The 21,279-nt window shown below is 45.0% G+C and carries 23 protein-coding genes; 13 read left to right on the forward strand and 10 right to left on the reverse strand.

All coding sequences use genetic code 11. The features are described 5' to 3' along the window. Positions 1-82 precede the first annotated feature (82 nt). On the reverse strand, positions 83-397 hold the full coding sequence (locus tag QZZ22_RS01950; RefSeq protein WP_292462092.1) for a DUF427 domain-containing protein: 315 nt from the start codon (positions 395-397) through the stop codon (positions 83-85). A 458-nt stretch (positions 398-855) separates the two neighbouring features. On the opposite strand from QZZ22_RS01950, the gene QZZ22_RS01955 reads away from it, so the two are divergent. The 3 genes from QZZ22_RS01955 (at position 856) to QZZ22_RS01965 (ending at position 3,503) form a co-directional block, all read left to right on the forward strand. Next, positions 856-2,016 (forward strand): double-cubane-cluster-containing anaerobic reductase, encoded by a 1,161-nt coding sequence (locus QZZ22_RS01955; RefSeq protein ID WP_292462094.1) that lies wholly within the window; start codon positions 856-858, stop codon positions 2,014-2,016. Then, complete coding sequence (locus QZZ22_RS01960) at positions 2,013-2,774, forward strand: acyl-CoA dehydratase activase (RefSeq protein WP_292462097.1); 762 nt, start codon at positions 2,013-2,015, stop codon at positions 2,772-2,774. The genes QZZ22_RS01955 and QZZ22_RS01960 overlap by 4 nt, the downstream gene beginning before the upstream one ends. Before the next feature lie 324 nt (positions 2,775-3,098). Then, on the forward strand, positions 3,099-3,503 hold the full coding sequence (locus tag QZZ22_RS01965) for a cupin domain-containing protein (protein WP_292462098.1): 405 nt from the start codon (positions 3,099-3,101) through the stop codon (positions 3,501-3,503). A gap of 134 nt (positions 3,504-3,637) precedes the next feature. Here QZZ22_RS01965 and QZZ22_RS01970 read toward each other — a convergent pair whose 3' ends face one another. The 4 genes from QZZ22_RS01970 to QZZ22_RS01985 all read right to left on the reverse strand — a co-directional run bounded on the left by QZZ22_RS01970 (position 3,638) and on the right by QZZ22_RS01985 (position 6,890). Further along, positions 3,638-4,036 carry a cupin domain-containing protein gene (locus QZZ22_RS01970; protein WP_292462101.1) on the reverse strand — a complete coding sequence of 133 codons (399 nt, stop codon included), beginning with the start codon at positions 4,034-4,036 and terminating at the stop codon, positions 3,638-3,640. Between the two features lie 251 nt (positions 4,037-4,287). Beyond that, complete coding sequence (locus QZZ22_RS01975) at positions 4,288-4,992, reverse strand: hypothetical protein (RefSeq protein WP_292462103.1); 705 nt, start codon at positions 4,990-4,992, stop codon at positions 4,288-4,290. Positions 4,993-5,165: 173 nt separating this feature from the next. Next, positions 5,166-6,719, reverse strand: a complete 1,554-nt coding sequence (locus QZZ22_RS01980; RefSeq protein WP_292462105.1) for an FAD-dependent oxidoreductase — start codon at positions 6,717-6,719, stop codon at positions 5,166-5,168. A 9-nt stretch (positions 6,720-6,728) separates the two neighbouring features. Then, a complete protein-coding gene (locus QZZ22_RS01985; RefSeq protein ID WP_292462107.1) occupies positions 6,729-6,890 on the reverse strand; it encodes a hypothetical protein in 162 nt (53 codons plus the stop codon). Between the two features lie 208 nt (positions 6,891-7,098). On the opposite strand from QZZ22_RS01985, the gene QZZ22_RS01990 reads away from it, so the two are divergent. The 4 genes from QZZ22_RS01990 (at position 7,099) to QZZ22_RS02005 (ending at position 13,026) form a co-directional block, all read left to right on the forward strand. After that, on the forward strand, positions 7,099-7,611 hold the full coding sequence (locus tag QZZ22_RS01990) for a deoxyuridine 5'-triphosphate nucleotidohydrolase (RefSeq protein ID WP_292462109.1): 513 nt from the start codon (positions 7,099-7,101) through the stop codon (positions 7,609-7,611). Between the two features lie 65 nt (positions 7,612-7,676). Continuing rightward, the gene (locus QZZ22_RS01995; RefSeq protein WP_292462111.1) at positions 7,677-8,468 is read left to right on the forward strand and encodes a 2-amino-3,7-dideoxy-D-threo-hept-6-ulosonate synthase; all 792 of its coding nucleotides are present in this window, start codon (positions 7,677-7,679) and stop codon (positions 8,466-8,468) included. Positions 8,469-8,946: 478 nt separating this feature from the next. Next, positions 8,947-10,698 carry a glycine--tRNA ligase gene (gene glyS / locus QZZ22_RS02000; protein ID WP_292462113.1) on the forward strand — a complete coding sequence of 584 codons (1,752 nt, stop codon included), beginning with the start codon at positions 8,947-8,949 and terminating at the stop codon, positions 10,696-10,698. Between the two features lie 72 nt (positions 10,699-10,770). Continuing rightward, on the forward strand, positions 10,771-13,026 hold the full coding sequence (locus QZZ22_RS02005) for a DEAD/DEAH box helicase (RefSeq protein WP_292462115.1): 2,256 nt from the start codon (positions 10,771-10,773) through the stop codon (positions 13,024-13,026). 60 nt (positions 13,027-13,086) lie between these two features. Here QZZ22_RS02005 and QZZ22_RS02010 read toward each other — a convergent pair whose 3' ends face one another. Continuing rightward, complete coding sequence (locus QZZ22_RS02010; RefSeq protein ID WP_292462117.1) at positions 13,087-13,566, reverse strand: autoantigen p27 domain-containing protein; 480 nt, start codon at positions 13,564-13,566, stop codon at positions 13,087-13,089. 121 nt (positions 13,567-13,687) lie between these two features. Between QZZ22_RS02010 and QZZ22_RS02015 the strand changes: the two genes are divergently transcribed. The 5 genes from QZZ22_RS02015 to QZZ22_RS02035 all read left to right on the forward strand — a co-directional run bounded on the left by QZZ22_RS02015 (position 13,688) and on the right by QZZ22_RS02035 (position 18,176). Then, positions 13,688-13,954 (forward strand): UPF0147 family protein, encoded by a 267-nt coding sequence (locus tag QZZ22_RS02015; RefSeq protein ID WP_015053375.1) that lies wholly within the window; start codon positions 13,688-13,690, stop codon positions 13,952-13,954. Positions 13,955-14,083: 129 nt separating this feature from the next. Continuing rightward, entirely contained in the window at positions 14,084-14,719 is a 636-nt protein-coding gene (locus QZZ22_RS02020; protein WP_292462120.1) for a haloacid dehalogenase, read from the forward strand. Positions 14,720-14,763: 44 nt separating this feature from the next. Beyond that, positions 14,764-16,383 (forward strand): O-phosphoserine--tRNA ligase, encoded by a 1,620-nt coding sequence (gene sepS, locus QZZ22_RS02025; RefSeq protein ID WP_292462122.1) that lies wholly within the window; start codon positions 14,764-14,766, stop codon positions 16,381-16,383. Beyond that, positions 16,376-17,095, forward strand: coding sequence for an endonuclease V (locus tag QZZ22_RS02030; protein ID WP_292462124.1), 720 nt, complete (start codon positions 16,376-16,378; stop codon positions 17,093-17,095). The genes sepS and QZZ22_RS02030 overlap by 8 nt, the downstream gene beginning before the upstream one ends. Positions 17,096-17,234: 139 nt before the next feature. Continuing rightward, complete coding sequence (locus QZZ22_RS02035) at positions 17,235-18,176, forward strand: ketopantoate reductase family protein (protein ID WP_292462126.1); 942 nt, start codon at positions 17,235-17,237, stop codon at positions 18,174-18,176. A gap of 156 nt (positions 18,177-18,332) precedes the next feature. On the opposite strand, the gene QZZ22_RS02040 is transcribed toward QZZ22_RS02035, so the two are convergent. Then, entirely contained in the window at positions 18,333-18,725 is a 393-nt protein-coding gene (locus QZZ22_RS02040; protein ID WP_292462128.1) for a DUF473 domain-containing protein, read from the reverse strand. Between the two features lie 4 nt (positions 18,726-18,729). After that, a complete protein-coding gene (locus tag QZZ22_RS02045; RefSeq protein ID WP_292462130.1) occupies positions 18,730-19,476 on the reverse strand; it encodes a proteasome assembly chaperone family protein in 747 nt (248 codons plus the stop codon). 138 nt (positions 19,477-19,614) lie between these two features. Between QZZ22_RS02045 and QZZ22_RS02050 the strand changes: the two genes are divergently transcribed. Further along, entirely contained in the window at positions 19,615-20,202 is a 588-nt protein-coding gene (locus tag QZZ22_RS02050) for a pyruvate kinase alpha/beta domain-containing protein (protein WP_292462132.1), read from the forward strand. A 9-nt stretch (positions 20,203-20,211) separates the two neighbouring features. On the opposite strand, the gene QZZ22_RS02055 is transcribed toward QZZ22_RS02050, so the two are convergent. Both QZZ22_RS02055 and QZZ22_RS02060 read right to left on the reverse strand, forming a co-directional pair. Further along, positions 20,212-20,400, reverse strand: coding sequence for a hypothetical protein (locus tag QZZ22_RS02055; RefSeq protein WP_292462134.1), 189 nt, complete (start codon positions 20,398-20,400; stop codon positions 20,212-20,214). A 33-nt stretch (positions 20,401-20,433) separates the two neighbouring features. Continuing rightward, positions 20,434-21,267: a F420-dependent methylenetetrahydromethanopterin dehydrogenase gene (locus QZZ22_RS02060; protein WP_292462136.1), complete on the reverse strand. Its 834-nt coding sequence runs from the start codon at positions 21,265-21,267 to the stop codon at positions 20,434-20,436. Between the last annotated feature and the right edge of the window lie 12 nt (positions 21,268-21,279).

Genomic DNA, 21,279 nt, shown 5'->3' on the forward strand with positions numbered 1-21,279 from the left:
AAGGAATTACTTTTATACCGTATCTCCTTTCCCCAATTCACTAAGCATTTATTTTCATAAAAATAATTAGAAACTGGATAGATTAGGGATATATCGATAGATCCACATCTTTTCCAAAAGCAACATAATTTGTAAAATCTGAACTGATGGCCTTGATCGCCTCTTCCGTTGGCTCAGAGTAATACCAAGCCGCATCTTTATTCACTTTACCATTGACAATTATATCATAGTAATTGATTTTTCCCTTGGGAGAAGATGTTTGATTCCCATTGTCTGTGAAGTATTCCAGATTCAATGTTTCCGGAGCGAAGTATTTTTCTCCGTCGATCATAAAGAATTTCTTGCTTTTGCCCAGCAGTGCTCCATTCCATTTGATATACCATGCCATTATTACCATAATATCAGTTCCATTGTTTTATTATCGCAATAAGAGGGAGCGAATCCTTTTCTTATATACATATTCTGTACATTATATTCATGGCATTGCTATTATCGAAGTTGTTGATAATCCTCATGTCAGGTTTTTTTAGTTTCCTAGATTAAGGTTATCAAATTAGCTCCTGAAACCCTTATTCAAATCTGAAGGCGTCCCTTAGTATTTCACGATCCGCATTCATCCCTGAAATATCAAGACACGGATCCACAAGAAATCTACACGGGTTTTATCCTTTTCCAGTCTTAGCTTCCAGCACTACCATGAATCCGTGTTGATCCTGTAAATCCGTGTCTTAGACATAGTTTAAAAACAGGTATTCTTAATAAAAAGTGAATAAACTTTTAAATCAAGATTCTAATTGGATTAACTTCGATTAAAAAAGAGTTTTCCGCAAAAGACTTAATATTTATTAAATACCAATGCTTCAACAGAAAATGCACTCTTTTAAAACTCTTGAGAATCTCAAAAACTCATATAGTGAGCGTATTCGCCAGATAGCAGATGAAAGAAAATCGGGAAAGAAATTAGTCGGTACTTTTTGTCTCTTTGTACCTGACGAGATTATTTTTGCAGCAGGAGCTGACCGTGTAATACTCTGCGGAGGCAAGAATGACACTGTATCAATAGCGGAGCAGTATCTTCCAAGAAACATCTGCCCGCTAATCAAATCTTCTTTTGGATCAATTATCAACGATGGCTGTTCAGGTATAAAATCCTGCTCTCATTTCAGTATGGTGGATATGATCGTAGCCGAGAATACCTGTGATGGTAAAAAGAAGATGTATGAACTGCTGGAGGATTACGTTCCAACCTACGTAATTGACCTTCCTCAAAGACCTGATACTTCTGAAGCTCTGAAATACTTTATATCTGAGCTTGAAAAGTTCAGGGATGCTATGGAACAGCTTACAGGCTATAAGATCACGGATGAACAGCTGAAAGAGGAAATAAGATTCTCTAATGAGACTAGACGGTTGTTTCACAGGCTCTATGAACTGCGTAAAAGGGATCCAAGCCCCATAAGTGGCACCGATGTGCTGAAAATACTTCAAAAGCAGTATTTTTTATCACCAGATAAGCTTAAGGAATACCTCCAGATGCTTATCAACGAAGTGGAAAATATTGAGCCCGGGCAGGTTCATAAGCCAAGGATAATGATCTCCGGTTGCCCAATGCCAGGCGGTAACACGAAAGTAACTGAGATCATAGAGAGCAAAGGCGGTGTCATTGTTGCAGAGGAAAGCTGTACCGGCACGAGATCTTTCTGGGACCTTGTCGACGAAAGCAAGGAACCGATGATCGCTCTGGCTGAACGCTATATTAAGATACCCTGCTCCTGCATGAGCCCCAATAACAGGCGTATAGATAATATCCTCGAACTTGCCAGAGAATTCAGGGTCGATGGTGTGATCTACTACACATTGCAGTTCTGCCACGGGTACAATATAGAAAAACAGAAGGTACAGAAAGCCCTGAAGGAGGCGGGGATTCCAATGCTCTCTATCGAGACGGATTACAGTGACTCTGACGTCGAACAGATCGGGCTTCGTGCAGATGCATTTATGGAGATGATTTCATGATCTCAGTGGGAATTGATGCAGGCTCGGCTACAACCAAGGCAGTGCTTGTCAAAGATGACGGCAGCACTGTTCACTCTATACGAGCCACAGCATTTGATTTTGTATCAGCTGCAGAAAAGGCATACGAGGATGTGCTTGGAATTGCTGAAATTGACAGAAAAGAAGTCGATCACGTATATTCAACAGGATATGGCAGGAACAGCATTAAGTTTGCCGACAGGTCCATCAGCGAGATAACTGCCCATGCAAAGGGTGTGCATCACATCTATCCGGATGTTGAAGGCATAATAGATATTGGAGGCCAGGACAGCAAGGTAATCTCTGTGAACAATGGCAAAGTAACAGATTTTTTAATGAATGATAAGTGCGCTGCCGGCACCGGCAAATTCTTAGAGTACACTGCAAGAGCACTTGAAGTGCCAATGGAAGAACTTGGAAAGATAGCTCTTGATTCAAGATCACCTGCAAGCATAAGCAGTATGTGTACCGTTTTTGCTGAATCGGAGGTTATATCGCTGCGGGCAAAAGGTTACTCAAAAGAAGACATCGCAGCCGGGCTGGTTGAGAGCATTGCAAGGAGGGTCGCTGTCATGGCCAGACAGATCGGGCTGAAAAGAAATGTGGCCTTTGTGGGAGGAGTGGCAAAGAACGCCGCCATCAAAGCAGCACTTGAAAAGGAATTAGGAATATCACTCTACGTGCTTCCGGAACCGCAGATCACAGGAGCACTTGGAGCGGCACTGCATGGTAGCAATTGAACAAGTGGCTGCTATTTCCCAGATGATAGACTCTGTAGATATTTTCATTTGAATAACATAAACACTTCCCACTGTTTCAGGTGCCGTGTCCTGTATGAAGCCAGCCAGGCTCTCAGTGACTCCCCTCTTGATGTAGCGTTGAGATGCCATTTACGAATGTTTTAGCGTAGACTCTACCGACTTGAAGCCAATAATTTATATACTATTTCCAACTGGGCAGGACACATATTCCTCTGGATATCTTGTCGTAAAATATATCTTTCCTCACTTACAACGTTATTATGCAGGGATGAAGATTTCAATCCGCACCGAGGGAAACAAAATATGACTAAATCAAGTTATTCCGATCTCGCCCAGGTAACCTACCACAGAATATATGTGGACTCACAGGGCGATTCACACTTTGATGTCGTAAAAGTCGAACAGAGTCTTATGCAAGCAGCACCACCAGCTGCCCCGTTCTACGTCTCAGAAGACGGACCGGCAGTGAAGTATCGCTTCTATACATTTGAGCCGGGCTGGATTGGCGAACTCCATCCGGCTCCAACCCGCCAGTTCCTGGCCCTCATGTCAGGTGCCGTGGAGATGGAGACCACGGACGGGACAGTCAGACGACTTACGCCCGGAGATCTGATCCTGCTGGAAGATACCTCCGGCAAGGGTCACGTGACGAGGAACATCGGAGACGGGTTCTGCACGTTCCTTGTGGTCCCGGTTCCTTCAGAGTGACATATTTCCCAGGTATCAGCTCTTCACACCCCTACAGAGTAAAAACAGAAGCGCTTTATTTGCATAAAGCGCAACATTTATCAGCGTGGAACAAATCAGCGTGGGACAATTCGTTATCCCAGCTTATTAGAATCTTATTCTGTAGTCGTTCCGTCAAAATCCGCTTCATTGGCTTCGGCTTCTTCCTTGGTGGCACGTACGATGCCATCCTTGTGATGCGCCGGTGAATAGATCGTATAGAGTTTCAGTTCCTCGGTTTCCGAAGTGTTGACGACATTGTGCTGCGCGCCTGCTGGCACTACAACTGCAACTCCGTCACCGAGTTCATACTCATTACCATCAATTATACACTTTCCTTGTCCACTTTCAAAACGGAAGAACTGGTCATTCTCCTCATGCACTTCCATCCCGATCTCTTCCTTGGGCCTGAGGCTCATAAGTACCAGTTGGCTGTGCTTTGAAGTATAGAGAACTTTACGGAAATTGTTGTTTTCCAGAGTAGCATCTTCGATATTGATAGAGAATCCTTTCATACTCATAAATGGGGAGTTAATTGTATATAAAATCATTCGAAAGTAAAGAACTATTTATAAATATTTAAATTCTATTTCTATTGATTGCTTCCATTACACCCTAATTATCTAGTCATGATAATTAGCATATGCCAATTGACTTGACGCCATGAAATAATTTCCCTACTAGACAGTCTCATAAAAGCATACCCAAGGAAGAACAGCTAATAATAAACAAAAAAATGAAAAGATACCAATGTGAACAGAGGTATTCAAACGGGTTCCTGATCGAAATAATCAACAGTTGTTGATACAGATTTCACTATAACCTCTGAATTCTTCCTGATTACATACTCACTCACACCGACATCAGTCTCTGAGTCTCCCCAGTCGTATGTATAACCCAATCTGGTCCATGGATACTTATCATAAGTGCTAGTGTTAAGGGAATTGAACCACTCGAAATGTTCCTTTGAAACATTTTCATGGAATTGAATCTGAGCCTGTGTGTCTGTGATCTCAGGATCAGGGCTTGGCCTGAAAAGGTCATCCGGCCTAACCCATAGCTCTACAAAATACTCATTCCCATTATTATATGGAAGACCTATGAGCTGTTCCAGTCTAAGTGTCAGTTCATTTTCAGGGATATCATTTCGCTGAACGAAATCTTTCAACTCAGGGATGACCATTGTCCAAGTGTCACCCCAGAATGTAGAAACAGTTGATCCCACTGGATAACTCTCAGGATACCTGGTCCAGGTGACAACAAGAACATATTTCTCACCCGAATCTTCCATCCAGTTCAGTTCAGTGTTCGACTCTGTTATAGGCACCAGTTCCTGGTATATCTCATCCTCTTGGGCAACCATTGAATCCTTTATTGCAGCCATATACATAAGTTCAAAGTCTGTCACCTCATTAGAAGACGATTCCGTATTATCATTAAGAACGAATCCTACATACAGTATAGCAGCCAATGATAGAGATAATAGCAACAGCAAATTAATTTTTTTCATACATTACCTTTCCATTTTTATATCACAGGTGTGGTCCGGGACATTATAAGCCCAGGATTATAGGTTTACATAAATATAGGATATAGATATATATTAATTATAACCAGGTGAGTCTTAAAAATACGTATTTGACATCATTTTTCAGTCTTCTCAGTCTTCTTATTCTTCAACCCATGCACAGCCGGATTGTGAATCACTTCCCCCCGGACATTATAACGCGAACCATGGCATGCGCAGTCCCAGGTTCTCTCAGCATTATTCCAGGAAACAATACAGCCCATATGCCTGCAGGAAGGATCCAGAGTATGAATCGCACCAGCATCATCGCGGTATGCTGCAACCCTTTCACCTCCGATCTTAACGATGGAACCTTCGCCGGGAGCGATCTGGGAGGCATCTTCTGGAACAGGGAGCACCCTGGCGCCTACAAAGCCTTTGCCAGATTCCAAGGCTTGTGAGAAGAAAGTCTTTGCCGATTCAAGCGGCTTGAAACGGGAAGGATCATATACTTTTGCCCAGGGATTTTCCCTGTCAAGTATCATGTCAGTGATAATCATGGCTGCAACTGTACCTGTGGTCATACCCCATTTATGGAATCCTGTCGCCAGGTAGGAGTGTTTACTATCCGAAGTAATCCTTCCGATGTAGGGAACATGGTCAACTGTGACGACATCCTGTGTGGACCAGTGATAATCGACAGACTTCACGGAGTAGATAGACCTGACCCATTCTTCAAGTTTCCTGTAATGGTCTTTTGTATTGCCGCCCTCTCCTGTCCTGTGCTCTTCCCCGGCCACAAGCACCAGTTCACCATCTCCTTCCGGCTGGGAGCGAAGGGAACGTGCAGGATGCTCAGCATTGATGAACATACCCTCCGGAAGAGATTCCTTCATGTGAACACCCAATACATAGGACCGGGATTGGTGAAGCCGGGAGAACATCATTCCCGGCTTGTCATCAACCGGAAAATGTGTTGCCTGAATTACATCTTTTGCCTTGATAATCCCATTGTTTTCGGTTCTTACACTTATAGGCCCTTCGCCTTCAATTTTATGTATCTTTGTACCCTCAAAGATATGGCATCCATTGCCCGGAATCTGCCGGGAGAGTGCACATAGATATTTGCGTGGATGAAACTGAGCCTGGTTGTCGAAGCGGACCGCACCATAAGTTTCAAAAGGCAAGGGTAAATTTTCCTCGAAAGAAGCGGGAATTCCCAGACTTTTAGCCGCCTTTACTTCCTTGTGTAGCTTATCGACTGATTCTTTAGAGCCAGCATAAACATAGGCAGGCTTGCGGAGAAGATCACAATCGATATTATAGGAATTCACCAGGAAAGCAATCTTTTCTATAGCTGCCTGGTTTGAGTCAGCGTACTGAAGCGCCTGCTCTTTTCCAAAATGGGAAATCAGGCGATCATATATCAGGTGGTGCTGGGAAGTTATCTTTGCAGTTGTCTGGCCACTTACCCCATGAAGGATCCGGCCTGCTTCTACCAAAGCTACCGATAAGCCTGCCTCTTTCAACAATAGAGCAGAAGTAATTCCAACTATGCCGCCTCCAATAATTGCCACATCGGCCTCAATATCTCCCGTCAGGACAGGGTAATTAGACTCCTGCGTTGTGGCTATCCAGTATGACTCTGGTGTACCCGGCAGGCTGTAATCTGCTAACTGCTTGCTGGTCATTGATAACACTCACCAGATATCCGGCACCACTTTACTGTGAATCGGACCTTCAATAACTGTCAGCAGTTCATATATAAGGTTGATTTTCCCCTCAATCTCGTCAAAATCTATTCTGTAACCAGTGATAGTATCCATGCAGGATGCTAGCTTTGCAAGTATAGCCTTATCCATTGAAAGTTTCCCCCGATGTCCCTGTTCAACACCCTTATTTAAAACATCACTTACATGGTTTATATACGTTTTTAATTCTCTTTAAAACAATATTAGCAGATATGTTGAATTGGAAAACCCACAAATATTCAGGGATTTGCACCAACCACTGCATACTATGCAGGCAACGCCGCAATTATAATATCCTATCATTCAAAAGATAAAGCATATGACCATGTTATCAAGAGACGAACTAAGAGAATGCATCGAAGGGGAAATTCCACTTATCGAGAATATGATCGATAAGGAAATACAGTTGCAGCCAAATAGCGTGGAACTGACGCTCAGGGGAATCGAAGCATTGAAAGGTCCTGGAACTGTCGATTTTGACAACAGCCAGAGACAGGTCCCGCAAAGCGAGAATATCGGATTTGACAGTGAGGACTGGACAGTGCTTGCTCCCGGAACATACAAAGTTACATTTAATGAGATAGTGAACATACCCCTGGACATGGCTGCTATAGCAAGACCAAGATCAAGCCTGCTAAGATGCGGTGTGACAGTGGAATCGGCCGTATGGGATTCAGGTTACAGGGGACGAAGTGAATCAATGCTTGTAGTACACAACCCTCATGGTTTCAGGGTCAAAAGAAATGCACGCCTGCTGCAGCTCGTGTTCTTTAGCCTTCGCAAAGAGGTCAGCCAGGGATATAACGGTCGATACCAGAACGAAAATGTATGACCAGACTCTGACCGACAAATCTTATCTGCGTAAAAATTATGTAGAATCAAACCTATGAGGGATGCATGAGCGAAATTGGCAAATCTGTAAGACTGGAAAGAATACTTGACCGTAATACACGTCGTACAATAATAATCCCGATGGACCATGGTGTAGGAGCAGGACCCATAAGAGGGATAATCGATATGCCCGAAACCGTCAACAGGGTTGCTGAGGGAGGAGCTAGTGCAGTACTTGGACATATGGGACTTCCCAAGCACGGGCACAGAGGTTATGGAAGAGATGTGGGACTAATCATCCACCTGTCTGCTTCCACTTCCCTGGGACCCGATCCTAATCATAAGGTGCTTGTAACAACCATAGAAGAGGCAATCAAAGTAGGCGCTGATGCTGTATCTGTACACATCAACGTAGGTGCGGAGGATGAAGCTGAGATGCTGCAGGACCTTGGCCAGGTAGCACGGCAATGCGATGAATGGGGAATGCCACTGCTTGCAATGATGTACCCGCGTGGGACAAAAGTAACCTCAGAACATGATGTCGAATATGTCAAGCACGCAGCAAGAATAGGGGCCGAACTTGGAGCGGATATCGTCAAGACAAACTATACCGGGGATATCGACTCCTTCAAGGAGGTAGTGAAAGGCTGCCCGGTGCCTGTAGTCATAGCTGGCGGCCCACGTATGGATACAGAGAAGGAATTGCTTGAAATGGTCTATGACTCTATCCAGGCCGGTGGAAAAGGTGTTGCCATCGGAAGGAACGTATTCCAATCCAACGACCCCACCCTGCTTGTGTCCAACATTTCAAAGATAGTCCATAAGGGATACACAGTGGATGAGATCCTGAAAGTATAAGCTGTACACGCCCTGTATTTAAAAGCAGGGCTAAGTCTTATTTTAGATTTTATTTTTATATCGTAACTCTAGCGGGTCAGCTGAAGATGCCCATAACATCGATTTGCCTATAGGGTTTCACTGGGAAGACGGCAAGAAAGACCTAAAGAAGATGGTTCTGCGCTGAGTGAGAGTCCTCCACACTAATGAGAGTCCTTAAAAATAGTGGAAAAGCAAGGTCAGATATTGAAATGACCAATGAATCATATATGGTTGGTGGTGGTACGATATGATAATATGATTGTATTGCTGACCTTGCGTAATAAATAGAATCCATGTGCATGCATATAATCTTTATGATGTGATTTTCAAGAAACATGTCCATAAAGTCAGGAAGCATGTCTTCAAAAAGCCTTGGTGAAGTCTCGTTACTATTAAATGCAATGGGAATGTCGATGTTCTATTTATCACTGATGAATGTCACTTATGAGGATAACTTATGGATAAGTATGAGCAGGTTATAGAACTGGCAAAACGCCGGGGATTCTTATGGAACTCATTCGAACTTTACGGAGGAGCTGCAGGTTTCTACGATTATGGCCCTCTGGGAAGCACACTTAAGCGCAGGATAGAGCAGATATGGAGAGACTTATATGTCATCCATGAAGGGTATATGGAAATAGAGACCCCCACCGTAGGTATTGAGGACGTTTTTGTGGCTTCAGGACATGTAGGAGGATTCTCTGATCCCCTTTGTGAATGCACCCAATGTGGGGAGGCTTTCAGAGCCGACCACCTGGTCGATCATATTATGGAAGGAGCTGATGCACTCTCCAATGCAGAACTGGACAGGCTCATCGGGGAACACAGTGTAAAATGCCCCGAGTGTAAAGGAGAACTGGGTAAAGCCTATGAGTTCAACCTCATGTTCAAGACCCAGATAGGGCCAGGGACTGGAAGGCAGGGTTATATGCGTCCTGAGACTGCACAGGGAATGTTCGTTGACTTTTTGAGGCTTGCACGATTCTACCGCGAGAAACTGCCCTTTGGCGCCACACAGATCGGTAAGTCGTACAGGAACGAGATCTCACCCAGACAGGGAGTTATCAGGCTCAGGGAGTTCACCCAGGCTGAAGCAGAGATATTTGTTGACCCTAAAGACAAGAGCCATCCCAACATAAAGAGATTTGCTGACACTGAACTTAACCTGTATTCGGACTCTGCACAGGAGAAAGGCACCATGGAGAAGATGAAACTGGGACAGGCAGTTGAACAGGGCATCATCGCCCACGAGTTCCTGGCATACCAGATAGGGCTTACAAACCTGTTCCTCACGAGAGTGGGCGTTGCTCCGGACAGGCTTAGGTTCAGGCAACACAAGAAAGATGAGATGGCTCACTATGCCATGGACTGCTGGGACGCGGAAGTAAGTACTGACCGGTTCGGCTGGGTCGAAGTCGTGGGAATTGCTGACAGGACAGACTATGATCTTTTAGCACACGCTGCTGTCAGCAAGACAGAGCTCACCATCTACAGGGAATATTCCGAACCGAACATAGTCACGCAGTTTGTCGTGAAACCGCACATGGGAAAACTCGGACCGCTTTTCAAGGGAAAGGCAAAACTGGTTGCTGAAGCTCTTAAATCCCTGCCGCGTGAACAGCTTGAGATGGAAGAGATTCGGATAATGGTTGACTCCGAGGAAGTTGTGATTCCAAAAGATGTGGTGGAATTCGCAGAAGAAACAGTGAAGGTCAGCGGAGAGAACATAGTACCTCACGTGGTTGAGCCTTCATTCGGTATCGACAGGATCCTCTACACGGTTATGGAACATGCATTCGAGGAGGAGGCAATATCCACAAAGGAGGAGGAGGAAGCCGGGGAAGAAGCAAGGATCGTCATGAGGTTCAGGAATGAGGTTGCTCCGGTACAGGTTGCTATCCTGCCACTCCTTACAAGGGAGGAACTAATTACCCCTGCAAGGGAAATCGAATCAAGACTCAGGGAAAGGGGACTGCTCGTATCCTATGATGACTCCGGTACCATCGGACGTCGCTACAGGAGAAACGACGAGATCGGTACACCATACTCTGTCACCATAGACTATGATACCGTCAAGGACATGACCGTCACGATACGGGAGCGCGACAGCATGAAGCAGGTCCGCACACCTGTAGAGGGTATCGAGGAAGTGCTGCATGGGATGATGTACAGGGGCAGGGAGTTCCAGAGTGTCGGAAAGGCACTCTAATACTTTCACTCCGCTTGCCACAAGTTTAAAAGTTTAAGGATTGTATTATTGGCAAGCTTTAAACTTGAAAACATGCCGGAATATATTAAACATCCCCTGATAAGGCCTAATGCTGTAGAGCAGCGCCTCTATCAGCTTGACCTCGCTGGAAAATCACTACGCGCACCCACACTGGTCGTGCTCCCTACGGGACTTGGCAAGACAATAATAGCTCTTCTGGTCATCGCCTCACGCCTGGAAAAGGCGGGAGGGAAGGTGCTATTACTCTCACCCACAAAGCCCCTTGTGGAGCAGCATGCATCTTTTTTGAAAAAAGTACTCCTGATACCGGAAGAAGAGATACTGGTATTCACAGGCAGCACAAGTCCCTCAAAGAGGACCGAGCTATGGGATAAAGGACGGGTTATTGTATCCACCCCCCAGGTCATCGAGAACGATGTACTGACAAAACGCATCAGCCTGGAAGATGTCACCCACATTACTTTTGACGAGGCCCACAGGGCAACAGGCAACTATGCCTATACATATATCGCCGAGAGGTACTTCCAGCTTGCCAGGGACCCACTCTGTCTGGGCATCACAGCAAGTCCCGGGAGTTCGGAGGAAAAGATAGCAGAGGTGTGCCAGGCCCTGCATATCGAGTCTGTTGCAGTGAAAACGGAATCTGACCGGGATGTGGCCCTTTACATTCACAAGAAGGAGATCGAGTGGAAACGTATTGAACTGCCCTCCGAGATGAAGGAGATCAGAGACCTGCTCAATAAAGTGCTTGAAGACAGGTACAAAAGAATGGGAGAAGCAGGATACCCCATAAACAACCAAAGATATGTCTCCAAGAAGGATCTCCTGGCGATACAGCAAAAGCTTCAGGGAGAATTAAGAGGTGCTCCGGACCCTTCGGCATACACTGCCATATCCATAATGGCAGAGATCATGAAGATAGGCCACGCTGTAGAGATAACAGAGACGCAGGGACTTGGAGCACTGCGTATGTACATGGAAAGACTGGATAACGAAGCCTGCTCAAAGAACGGAAGCAAAGCTTCTAAACGGCTGGCTGAGGATCTTTATTTAAGGCAGGCGGTCAGCCGGCTTAAAGGCTGCGACTGCGAACATCCAAAGATGGAACATGTGAAGCGCATAGTAGGTGAGCAGCTTGAGAGCAATCCTGATTCAAGGGTCATTGTCTTTGCCAATTATCGGGACACCGCAGAAATGATCACAACCGCCCTGTCTGAGACAGAACATATCAGGCCCATCAGGTTCGTGGGACAGGCCTCCAAATATAAGGACAAGGGACTTACCCAGAAGCAGCAGGTAGGGATAATTGAGAAGTTCAAGGCAGGGGAATATAATACGCTCATAGCCACATCAGTTGCCGAGGAGGGACTTGATATCCCGTCCACCGACCTTGTGCTTTTCTACGAACCCATCCCTTCCGAGATCAGGAGCATCCAGAGAAAAGGCAGGACCGGAAGGAAACATGAGGGACGCGTTGTTGTGCTTATCACCAAAGGCACAAGGGACGAAGGATACTACTGGAGCAGCCAGTCCAAGGAAAAAAAGATGCAAAGCAATATGTCGGAACTCCAGAATATGATGCCTGCCAGAAGGAGTGAAAACCTTATTGACACCATGACGTCCGCAGACCGGAAGGAACAGGTCACACTTTCAGATTTTGGAAAGGATACAGTGCAAGTGATCGTAGACCAGCGCGAGGTAAAGAGTTCCGTGGCAAGGGAGCTGGAGAAAGCAGGAGTCGAAATAATGCTCCACACTCTCGAAGTCGGGGATTACATATTAAGTGACCGCATAGCTGTGGAAAGGAAAAGCTGCGAGGACTTTACGGGCTCGCTTATTGAGCACAAGCTCTTCGAGCAGATATCAAATCTTGCCAGAACCTATGAGAAGCCGGTACTCATCATAGAAGGGGAAAGCCTGTTCAACACCAGAAACCTCAATCCCAATGCTATCCATGGTGCCCTCTCCTCCATAGCACTTGACTTCGGGGTTGCGGTATTCTACACAAGGGATGCACAGGACACAGCAGGTCTGCTAAAACAAATAGCTAAGAGAGAGCAGGTCGACGAGAAAAGAGACATATCCCTCCACGGTAAGAAGTCATCCATGATGCTTCCCGAGCAGCAGGAATACATAATATCGTCAATATCCGATATCGGCCCAAAGGCTGCCAAGAGCCTGCTCATGCATTTTGGTTCCGTGGAGAATGTAATCAGGGCAGATTATGCAGAGCTCCTGGAAGTGAAGAACATAGGGCCAAAGACCGCCAGTAAGATCAGGGAAATCGTTTCCAGCGCGTATAAGTGAAATGTTGGGATCCAAACAGGCAGCACCTAGAAGTGCTGCCCGGAAAGCTTTCCCATAAGGTCAGAATGTTCGTTTCATTTTCTTGACTATGGAAATACTGTGCTCGATAATATCCAGTGAATCAGAGATTCTTCGGTTATCATTCTCATCCTGCATGGAACGCGCGAGAGAGATCATCTTTTCCATCAATAAGGATTCAAGCTCAGTCTTCAATCCCTCCGTAGATACAGAAATGTCCTTTGAGACTGTTGCCGCAGATATGGACTCTTCCGTTATTTCCGGAATCTGAGTGGCATGAGGAACTATATGCTCGGTTACTGGAGTACCACCTGATTTGATAGCAGGGGCCGCTTCCGAGGAAGCCCTGGGCTGGAGCCTTGTGCGCGGGTCTTCCGTTTCCTTACATACAGGACAACGGACATCCCCCTTATACCTGAACATGGGTGCTCCGCATGAATCACAATGCTGTGCAAGCATTGTACCGCCGATTTCCAACATTTTCGATATTAGCTGTATTTTTTCATCATCATTGTCAACCATTCAATTTGCTCCTTGATTTACGCAATCTATATACCAATGAAAGTCTTTTTATACAATATAACTATTTAGAAGTAACTTAAGTAACACTTATTTTGATTCTTAGATTATCAAGGTGATCCACATGTCAGATTTTGAACAAGTCATTCAGGAATGCAAGCAGAAATTGGAATACATAGCCAATGATAATTCCGTTCCTAGAAACATCAGACGTTCTGCAAATGAAGTTCTGGAAACATTAAGCAAGGGGAAGGAACCTTTATTCCTGAGAACCTCATCAAGCATATCCATACTTGAGGACATAAGCAACGACCCGAATATCCCAGTCCACACTAGGACCCTTATATGGGATGTAGCCAGCCAGCTTGAAACTATCCCTGTAGATGAATAAGGGATAGATAATTTCTTTTTCTAGCCAGATGTTCTAAAGAAAGCTCGTGCAGAGCCGGATATTTTTTCACGGGAGATTATCTTCTGCAAAAATGTATATACTAAGCAGCCGATGGGACATGGGGTTTACATGATCAGCAAGATATCTGACATGATCAGAGAGAGTTTTGAGAATAAGGATGTTGCACGTGAAAAGAGTTTAATTATATCAAGGGATGTTGTGCGCAACTGCAGGACAGCCATGTTCAGCATTCATAGAAGGGATCTTGAGAAAGCATCCGAACTGCTTGAGATTTCCAGGCAGATGTTAGAAGATATAGATTCGCTGCTTGGGGAACATCCGGATATTTACCATGCAGGATTTGTAGAGCATGCCCAGCAGGAATATATTGAAGGTTACGTACTCTTTGCCTTGGTGAAGGACAAAGGAGATACTGCCAGCATTGCCGGACCTGAGGAACTTAGTGTCAGTTATGCAGCATACCTTAATGGCCTTGCTGATGTGGTAGGTGAGCTAAGGAGACATATACTTGACATTATAAGAAATGACGTACCTTCAGAAGGGGAAAAATACCTTGAGGTCATGGAAGAAATATACGCATGCCTTATGATGTTCGATTTTCCGGATGCAATGACGCACGGACTCAGACATAAAACAGATACCGCTCGTGCACTGATAGAAAGGACACGAGGCGATCTTACAACAGCCATCGGGCAACAGAAGCTGGAAAGCTCGATGCGGGAATTTAAGGCAATTATAGATTGATCATAGTCATTCGGATTTATTAAATCAGTTATATGAGGATTATTATGAGATTCAACCCTGATGAAATCAAGGAATGGGCCGGCAAGGATTTTGATGCGGCATGGACAGAAGGAAAACAATTCATAAAAAAATCAGGACTTAACGAACAATATCCGCACCTTTCCCTGAGATACGGCAAACCTCATCCGATATACGAAACCATCTCCAGGCTTCGGGAAGCTTATATGCGCATGGGTTTTGAGGAGATGATGAATCCCCTCATAGTGGATGAAAAGGAAGTCCACAAGCAGTTCGGCCACGAAGCACTTGCAGTTCTTGACAGATGTTTCTATCTGGCAGGCCTGCCACGCCCGAATGTAGGCATCTCCGATGAGCGCATCGGGTCAATAAGGTCGATACTCGGAGATATTGATGATGAAGCTATTGAGACTATCAGGAAGATATTCCATTCATATAAGAAAGGAGAGGTAGAGGGAGATGACCTCGTGCCGGAGATATCCGCAGCCATAAACGTCTCAGATTCACTTATAGTTGAGATGATAGACCGGGTATTCCCGGAATTTAAGGAGCTTGTGCCCCAATCCTCAAGAAAGACACTCCGCAGCCACATGACATCCGGCTGGTTTATCAGTCTTTCATCTCTTGCAGAGCGTGCCAACCCTCCATTCCATTTATTTTCAATTGACCGCTGCTTCAGGAGAGAGCAGGATGAAGATGCTGCACGGCTCATGACATACTATTCAGCATCCTGCGTCATAGCAGATGAAAACGTAACTATTGACCATGGAAAAGCGGTTGCCCAGGGTCTGCTATCCCAGTTCGGGTTTGAGAAGTTCATGTTCAGGCCCGACGAAAAGCGCAGCAAGTACTATTCTCCGGACACACAGATAGAAGTGTTTGCATATCACCCCAAACTTGTAGGATCAAAGACGAAGTACTCAGACGGCTGGGTAGAAGTTGCAACCTTTGGCATATATTCACCTACAGCCCTTTCCCAGTATAACATACCCTATCCTGTGATGAATCTTGGTCTTGGAGTAGAAAGGCTTGCAATGATACTCTACAATGCAACCGATGTTAGAGAACTTGCATTCCCGCAGATTGCCCAGTACGCAGAATGGGCAATGAAAGATGATGAGATTGCAAAGATGATATATGTGGAAAACGTGCCTGAGACACAGCAAGGAAAAGATATAGCCAGTTCCATAGTTGCAGTATGCGAAGCTCATGGCTCCACACCCAGTCCCTGTGAGTTTCCAGCCTGGGAAGGCGAGATATCCGGGAAGCATGTAAAGGTTGCTGTTGTGGAACCCGAGAGCGATACAAAGCTCTGCGGCCCCGCGGTGTTCAACGAAGTGGTAGTGTTCAAGAACGACATCCTCGGAGTGCCTGACAACAAAAAATGGAAAGAAGCGCTTGAGAACCATTCTGCAAGGACAGGAGTAAGGTTCCTTGATGCCTTTGCGGCACAGGCTGCATGGGATATTGAGAATGCTATCTCCAACGGAGAGACAAAGGTCGAAACACGAGTCAGGATAGTGAAGGTTCCTTCAGAGATCAACATATGCCTTGAACCGATAGCAAATTATTACATCACAAGCAACAACAAAAAAATAGACATCCGCGGGCCGATATTTACAACTGTGAGGACGCAGATTGGATGAAGGATATCTTCGCAAGTGGTTCGATCCGCAGTCCCGAACACTGAAGGACCTCAGGGCCCTGCAGCATGAAGCAACCCTGATGCTAAATATGGAGGACGGCTTTGACCGGCTTGAATCGGTAGCTGGTATTGATTGCTCCTATCTTGACGATCGCATCATATGTGCTGTAGTGATGCTGGATTACAAGACCCTGGAGGTCATCGGGCGGGAACATGTTGTTCAGAAGGTGAGGCTGCCCTATATACCCACATATCTTTCCTTCCGCGAAGGATGTGCTATGGCCTCTGCCTTTGAGAAACTTGAGAGGAAGCCGGATATCCTCATGATGGATTCATGTGGCATCAACCATCCGAGAAAGTCAGGAATGGCCTCTTATTTTGGAGCTGTGATGAATCATCCAACCATCGGAGTTTCTAAGAAGATACTTTGCGGTGAAGCTGAAATACCCGCACAGGTTGGAGAATACCACGAACTTGTGTATGAAGAAGAACAGATTGGATGGGTTCTAAAAACTAATAAAAGAAGTAATCCCATCATTGCATCTCCTGGGAATAAAGTATCTATGCGCTCCTGTCTTGAAATTGTAAGTCACTGCCTCAAAGGATATAAACTGCCGGAACCTACAAGGCTTGCGCACCTGTACGCCGCCCAGCTACGGGAAGAACTTAAATCCGGAAAGGGGCACCAGACTACTTTTGATGAAGGTTATTAGGGTCCTGTAGAAAAACTATCGAGATCAACATTAACCGGGCAAGGTGACCATATATGCAGGACGGCACCAAAAGAACCATGATCTCTGACTTCAGATTAACGGGCCAATCAGGGACAATATCTTTAATATCAATACGAATATGGATGAAATTATGAAGATATGCTTTTTTGGAGTCGGAGGGGTTGGCGGGTATATAGGGACCATTGTAACTGAGAAATATAAAGACAAACACGAGATTTATTATATAGCGCGTGGTCAACATAAAGATACCATTTGCAAAAACGGACTGACCTTAAAAAAAGCAGGTGAGAATAAGATAATCACTGCATCTCCTAAAAAGTGTACTGATACGGTTAATGATTTACCTGTTTGTGACATCGTCATTTTGTCAGTCAAAATTTACGATCTGGAAAATGCAATCAAAGAGATCTCAAAGATCACAAATGAAAGAACAATTATTCTCCCTTTGTTAAACGGTGTTGATATATACGACAGAATAAGAGAGCATTTGAAAACCGGAATTGTTTTGCCTTCGTGCGTATACGTAGGCACTCATATAGAAAACCCCGGCATTATTTACCAGAATGGCGGCAGCTGCAAAATATCAATAGGCGCCGATCCGGAAAGTCCTGATTTTGACCTGGAACCTTTATTTACAATATTCAAAGATGCCAGAATTGACTTTGAGTTAGAGGAAAATGTCAACATATCTATCTGGTCAAAATACATGTTCATAGCTGCTTATGGATTAGTAACTGCAGCATTCGACAGTACATTAGGTGAAGTTTTAGGAAATTCGGAACAGAGCCAGATTATAAAATCTATTATGAATGAAATTGAAACAATCTCCAGAAAACTACATGTGGCACTGGATGATGATATTGTAGAAAAGTCATATCTTAAAGCAATGCTTTTTCCCTATGATACTAAAACATCATTTCAGAGGGATGTTGAATCAAAAGGGAGAACCAATGAAGGAGATCTATTTGGCGGAACAGTGATACGTTATGGGAATGCCCTAGGAGTGCAGACGCCAACCACAAAAATAATTTACGAAAGACTGCTAAATAAATTTCAGTAATTTCTAATATATCAAGCTATCTTTTTTGAGTTACAGAGATTTCTCAGAATCTACATCATTCGGGCAAAACCGAGGATTTCTACATAGCGGTTATTAAGAATGCTTAAAATAAAGAGAACTAAAGCAGGCCAAGAACCCGCTTATGAAGTTAAGGATTTACTGTGCATTGTAAAGTGGTATTTCCTCTGCGTCCACTTTTGAGACTGCACCGATGCGATTGCTCAGAACTTTACGCACACGTGCAATACACCTTGGATCAAGCTGCAACCGGAGGGTTGTCATTTCACGTTCCTCGTGGTACATCTCCCCGCTTTGCAGGACACGGAAGGTACTCATCTGGGTTTTGAGCAACTTTGCAACTATGCCGGTGTTGCCTCCTGTAAGATCATCGGGACAGGTACGTGTAAGGAAAATGAAATCCCCGGGTTTGAGGTCCATCGCCGCAAAGAAATTGTGAGGGCTCCTTATCTCGATCGTAAGGAGTTTGTTCTGCTTGAGTTCAGATATCACATGCTCGGACATCCCGGTTAATACTACGTATTCGGACATTTTATCACCCATACATCGGGAACTCTTTTCTTGGAACTGCTGGCTGTTCGCTTGTCCTTACATCCTCAGCAAGCCTCTGCATTTCAATCTCTATCTTCTCGGCCTGCTCTATAAGACTTTCAGTATTTACATTGAGATCATAGAGAAGGTTGAGAACACCAATAACAACAGCAGCTGCCCGTGGATCAGGGTTCTGGCTTCTTGTGGAACCCAGTAGGCTTATTGCAGGCATGTGCCTTACAAGGCATTCGGACATAATGCTTCCGGATATGCCGGAGATCGTACCCATCTGGAAGAGTTCTACCTTTTCCTTGATCCGTTCAAGCATCTCGGTGGTTGTCGCAGCACCAAATACCTTATGCTCTTCGCTCATTGTTGCAATCCCTGCAAGTGAGACGATTTCCTTCACCTTGACGGAATGGGCCCACTCCAGAATTGCCTTGCTTATATCATAGGTCACAACCGGATTCACCGGAATGTCAGAAACTATCATCAGAATATTGTGTTCCTGGCTTTCGTATATCCTCACAGCCATATTGATGAGACCTTCATACAGCACAGCTATAGGTGGAAAATGTTTCGAATCGATAGAGCCGATATACTCCATTTTCAACTCATCTATTATCTGCTGGCTGGCAATATTGCCTACAAGCCCTATCCCCGGAAAGCCCTCTATCAGGACAGGATTGACAGACTTGACCTCATTTGTAATAATCTTCACATTACTATCTTCGTAATCAGTCTCAGACAAAAAATCACCTTTTGGTTAGCACTAAGTTACTCCCTGATGATGATATAGAGCTAACACTAGATAAGAGCATCGTTTATCCGAAAAAATTAAGTATCTTGCGATAAGCGAAGGTGTAGTATTTCAGAATAAGGTGAACACATGGAAAAACCAGTAACATATTTTGATGAAGTAGGTCCAAAGAACACAGAGGAAGTGCTTCGATCTGCAGCCAGAAGAGCAGGAGAATTGGGAATAGAGCATATTGTCGTCGCAAGCACAACCGGTGAGACGGCCATCAGGACCGCCGAAGCTTTTAAAGATCAGAATGTAAAGATAATTGCTATATCTCACCAGTACGGACTCAAGGAAAGTGGCAAATGGGAAGCCGATGAGAAAAATCTCAAGAGACTTAGTGAGATGGGAGTTATCATGACCACCCAATCCCACATGTTCTCCGGCGTTGAGCGTGCCATCTCCAAGCGCCTTGGGGGTGCCAGCAGAGGAGATGTGATATCAGATACACTGCGTGCGGTGTTCGGAAAAGGGTTCAAGGTTGCCATAGAATGTGCAATGATGGCAGCAGATTCCGGACATATACCTGTTTCAAAGGACACAGAGATAATAGCGATTGGCGGGACACGACAAGGCGCCGATGTGGCGCTGGTATTACGGCCTGCACATTCCTTTGATTTCTTCAGCCTCCAGGTAAGGGAAATCATAGCCATGCCCAGGGCAAAAGAAGACTAATATCATATATTATTCATTTATTTTTTTCTGCATTTCATCGTCTTCAGGAAAATCCAATCCAGTGTCATCTTTCTTCGATAAATCTGTTTTTGAGCTTTTGGAGTTGAAGCCGATTGCAGACTTGAGTACGTAAGCGGTTACCACTACGAATAAGACAAATACCACAAGGGCGATAGCAAAAACTATCAGTGGATCCATAAAAATTAGAAAAAGAGTACCCAGAAGGGTACTTTACTGTGGTTTCTCGTAGAGCTTGGTCTTTGTCATCAGCCTGCCGCCCTTCTTAGCGTGGGGCTGCCTGAAGACGCTGTCGTTGGCCTTCTCTATCTCCCTTGCCTCGATGGCCAGCTGTGCTGCTGCGCGCATCATCTCGTGACCGGCTGCAGTTGTGAGTGTTACCTGCTCGATCTCCTTCATCATGAAGCATGCGGGGAAGTTGATCTTGGCGACCATATCAGCCATGTGGAGCGCTGCAAGACCTTTTGCCTTTGCGTAAGGGTTGCTGAATCCAGCTCTTTCGATGCACTTCTCGGGTTTTGCGACTATGTGAGGAAGCTCAAGGTCCTTGCCGGACTTGCCCTCATCGACCATAGTGGTTACTTTGTCGAGCTCTTCCTGGATGAGCCTTACGACACCACAAGTGGAGAGAACCTTCATTGCGTCGGAGTTGAATGATGCCATCTCTACCGGGTCAAGGAATTCGGTCTTTGCGCCGATAAGCGGATCAACGGTCATAATAATGAAACCGAATCCTGCTGCTTCAAGAGCCTCACGGTCTTCCTTCTTGGTCGGACCGTCAGAAATGATGATACATGGTACGTCCTTGTAGATCTCGCGGGCTGCGGTCGGGCCGGGTGCACTTGCATTGGGGCTTATCATTACATAGAAGTCTGCACCCCAGTTCTTAAGTTCTGCAGTTGCAGCTGCCTCATCTTTACCCATTTTAGGACCTGTACCGAAAACACGCACAGAGATTCCTTCTCTTGCCGCAATTTCATCCTGTACCAGATCGATAACCTGGCTCATACCAAGATTACCTAACTTAATGAATCCAATCTTTGCCATAAAAAAATCACC

Origin of the sequence: Methanolobus sp., assembly GCF_016278365.1 — an archaeon.
Classification (GTDB): Archaea; Halobacteriota; Methanosarcinia; order Methanosarcinales; family Methanosarcinaceae; genus Methanolobus.

Excerpts from the sequence above, each read along its gene's own strand:
- QZZ22_RS01950 (WP_292462092.1), bottom strand. The coding sequence starts at position 397 with ATGGTAATAATGGCATGGTATATCAAATGGAATGGAGCACTGCTGGGC.
- QZZ22_RS01955 (WP_292462094.1), top strand. The coding sequence starts at position 856 with ATGCTTCAACAGAAAATGCACTCTTTTAAAACTCTTGAGAATCTCAAA.
- QZZ22_RS01960 (WP_292462097.1), top strand. The coding sequence starts at position 2,013 with ATGATCTCAGTGGGAATTGATGCAGGCTCGGCTACAACCAAGGCAGTG.
- QZZ22_RS01965 (WP_292462098.1), top strand. The coding sequence starts at position 3,099 with ATGACTAAATCAAGTTATTCCGATCTCGCCCAGGTAACCTACCACAGA.
- QZZ22_RS01970 (WP_292462101.1), bottom strand. The coding sequence starts at position 4,036 with ATGAAAGGATTCTCTATCAATATCGAAGATGCTACTCTGGAAAACAAC.
- QZZ22_RS01980 (WP_292462105.1), bottom strand. The coding sequence starts at position 6,719 with ATGACCAGCAAGCAGTTAGCAGATTACAGCCTGCCGGGTACACCAGAG.
- QZZ22_RS01985 (WP_292462107.1), bottom strand. The coding sequence starts at position 6,890 with ATGGATAAGGCTATACTTGCAAAGCTAGCATCCTGCATGGATACTATC.
- QZZ22_RS01990 (WP_292462109.1), top strand. The coding sequence starts at position 7,099 with ATGACCATGTTATCAAGAGACGAACTAAGAGAATGCATCGAAGGGGAA.
- QZZ22_RS01995 (WP_292462111.1), top strand. The coding sequence starts at position 7,677 with ATGAGCGAAATTGGCAAATCTGTAAGACTGGAAAGAATACTTGACCGT.
- glyS (WP_292462113.1), top strand. The coding sequence starts at position 8,947 with ATGGATAAGTATGAGCAGGTTATAGAACTGGCAAAACGCCGGGGATTC.
- QZZ22_RS02005 (WP_292462115.1), top strand. The coding sequence starts at position 10,771 with ATGCCGGAATATATTAAACATCCCCTGATAAGGCCTAATGCTGTAGAG.
- QZZ22_RS02010 (WP_292462117.1), bottom strand. The coding sequence starts at position 13,566 with ATGGTTGACAATGATGATGAAAAAATACAGCTAATATCGAAAATGTTG.
- QZZ22_RS02015 (WP_015053375.1), top strand. The coding sequence starts at position 13,688 with ATGTCAGATTTTGAACAAGTCATTCAGGAATGCAAGCAGAAATTGGAA.
- QZZ22_RS02020 (WP_292462120.1), top strand. The coding sequence starts at position 14,084 with ATGATCAGCAAGATATCTGACATGATCAGAGAGAGTTTTGAGAATAAG.
- sepS (WP_292462122.1), top strand. The coding sequence starts at position 14,764 with ATGAGATTCAACCCTGATGAAATCAAGGAATGGGCCGGCAAGGATTTT.
- QZZ22_RS02035 (WP_292462126.1), top strand. The coding sequence starts at position 17,235 with ATGGATGAAATTATGAAGATATGCTTTTTTGGAGTCGGAGGGGTTGGC.
- QZZ22_RS02040 (WP_292462128.1), bottom strand. The coding sequence starts at position 18,725 with ATGTCCGAATACGTAGTATTAACCGGGATGTCCGAGCATGTGATATCT.
- QZZ22_RS02050 (WP_292462132.1), top strand. The coding sequence starts at position 19,615 with ATGGAAAAACCAGTAACATATTTTGATGAAGTAGGTCCAAAGAACACA.
- QZZ22_RS02055 (WP_292462134.1), bottom strand. The coding sequence starts at position 20,400 with ATGGATCCACTGATAGTTTTTGCTATCGCCCTTGTGGTATTTGTCTTA.
- QZZ22_RS02060 (WP_292462136.1), bottom strand. The coding sequence starts at position 21,267 with ATGGCAAAGATTGGATTCATTAAGTTAGGTAATCTTGGTATGAGCCAG.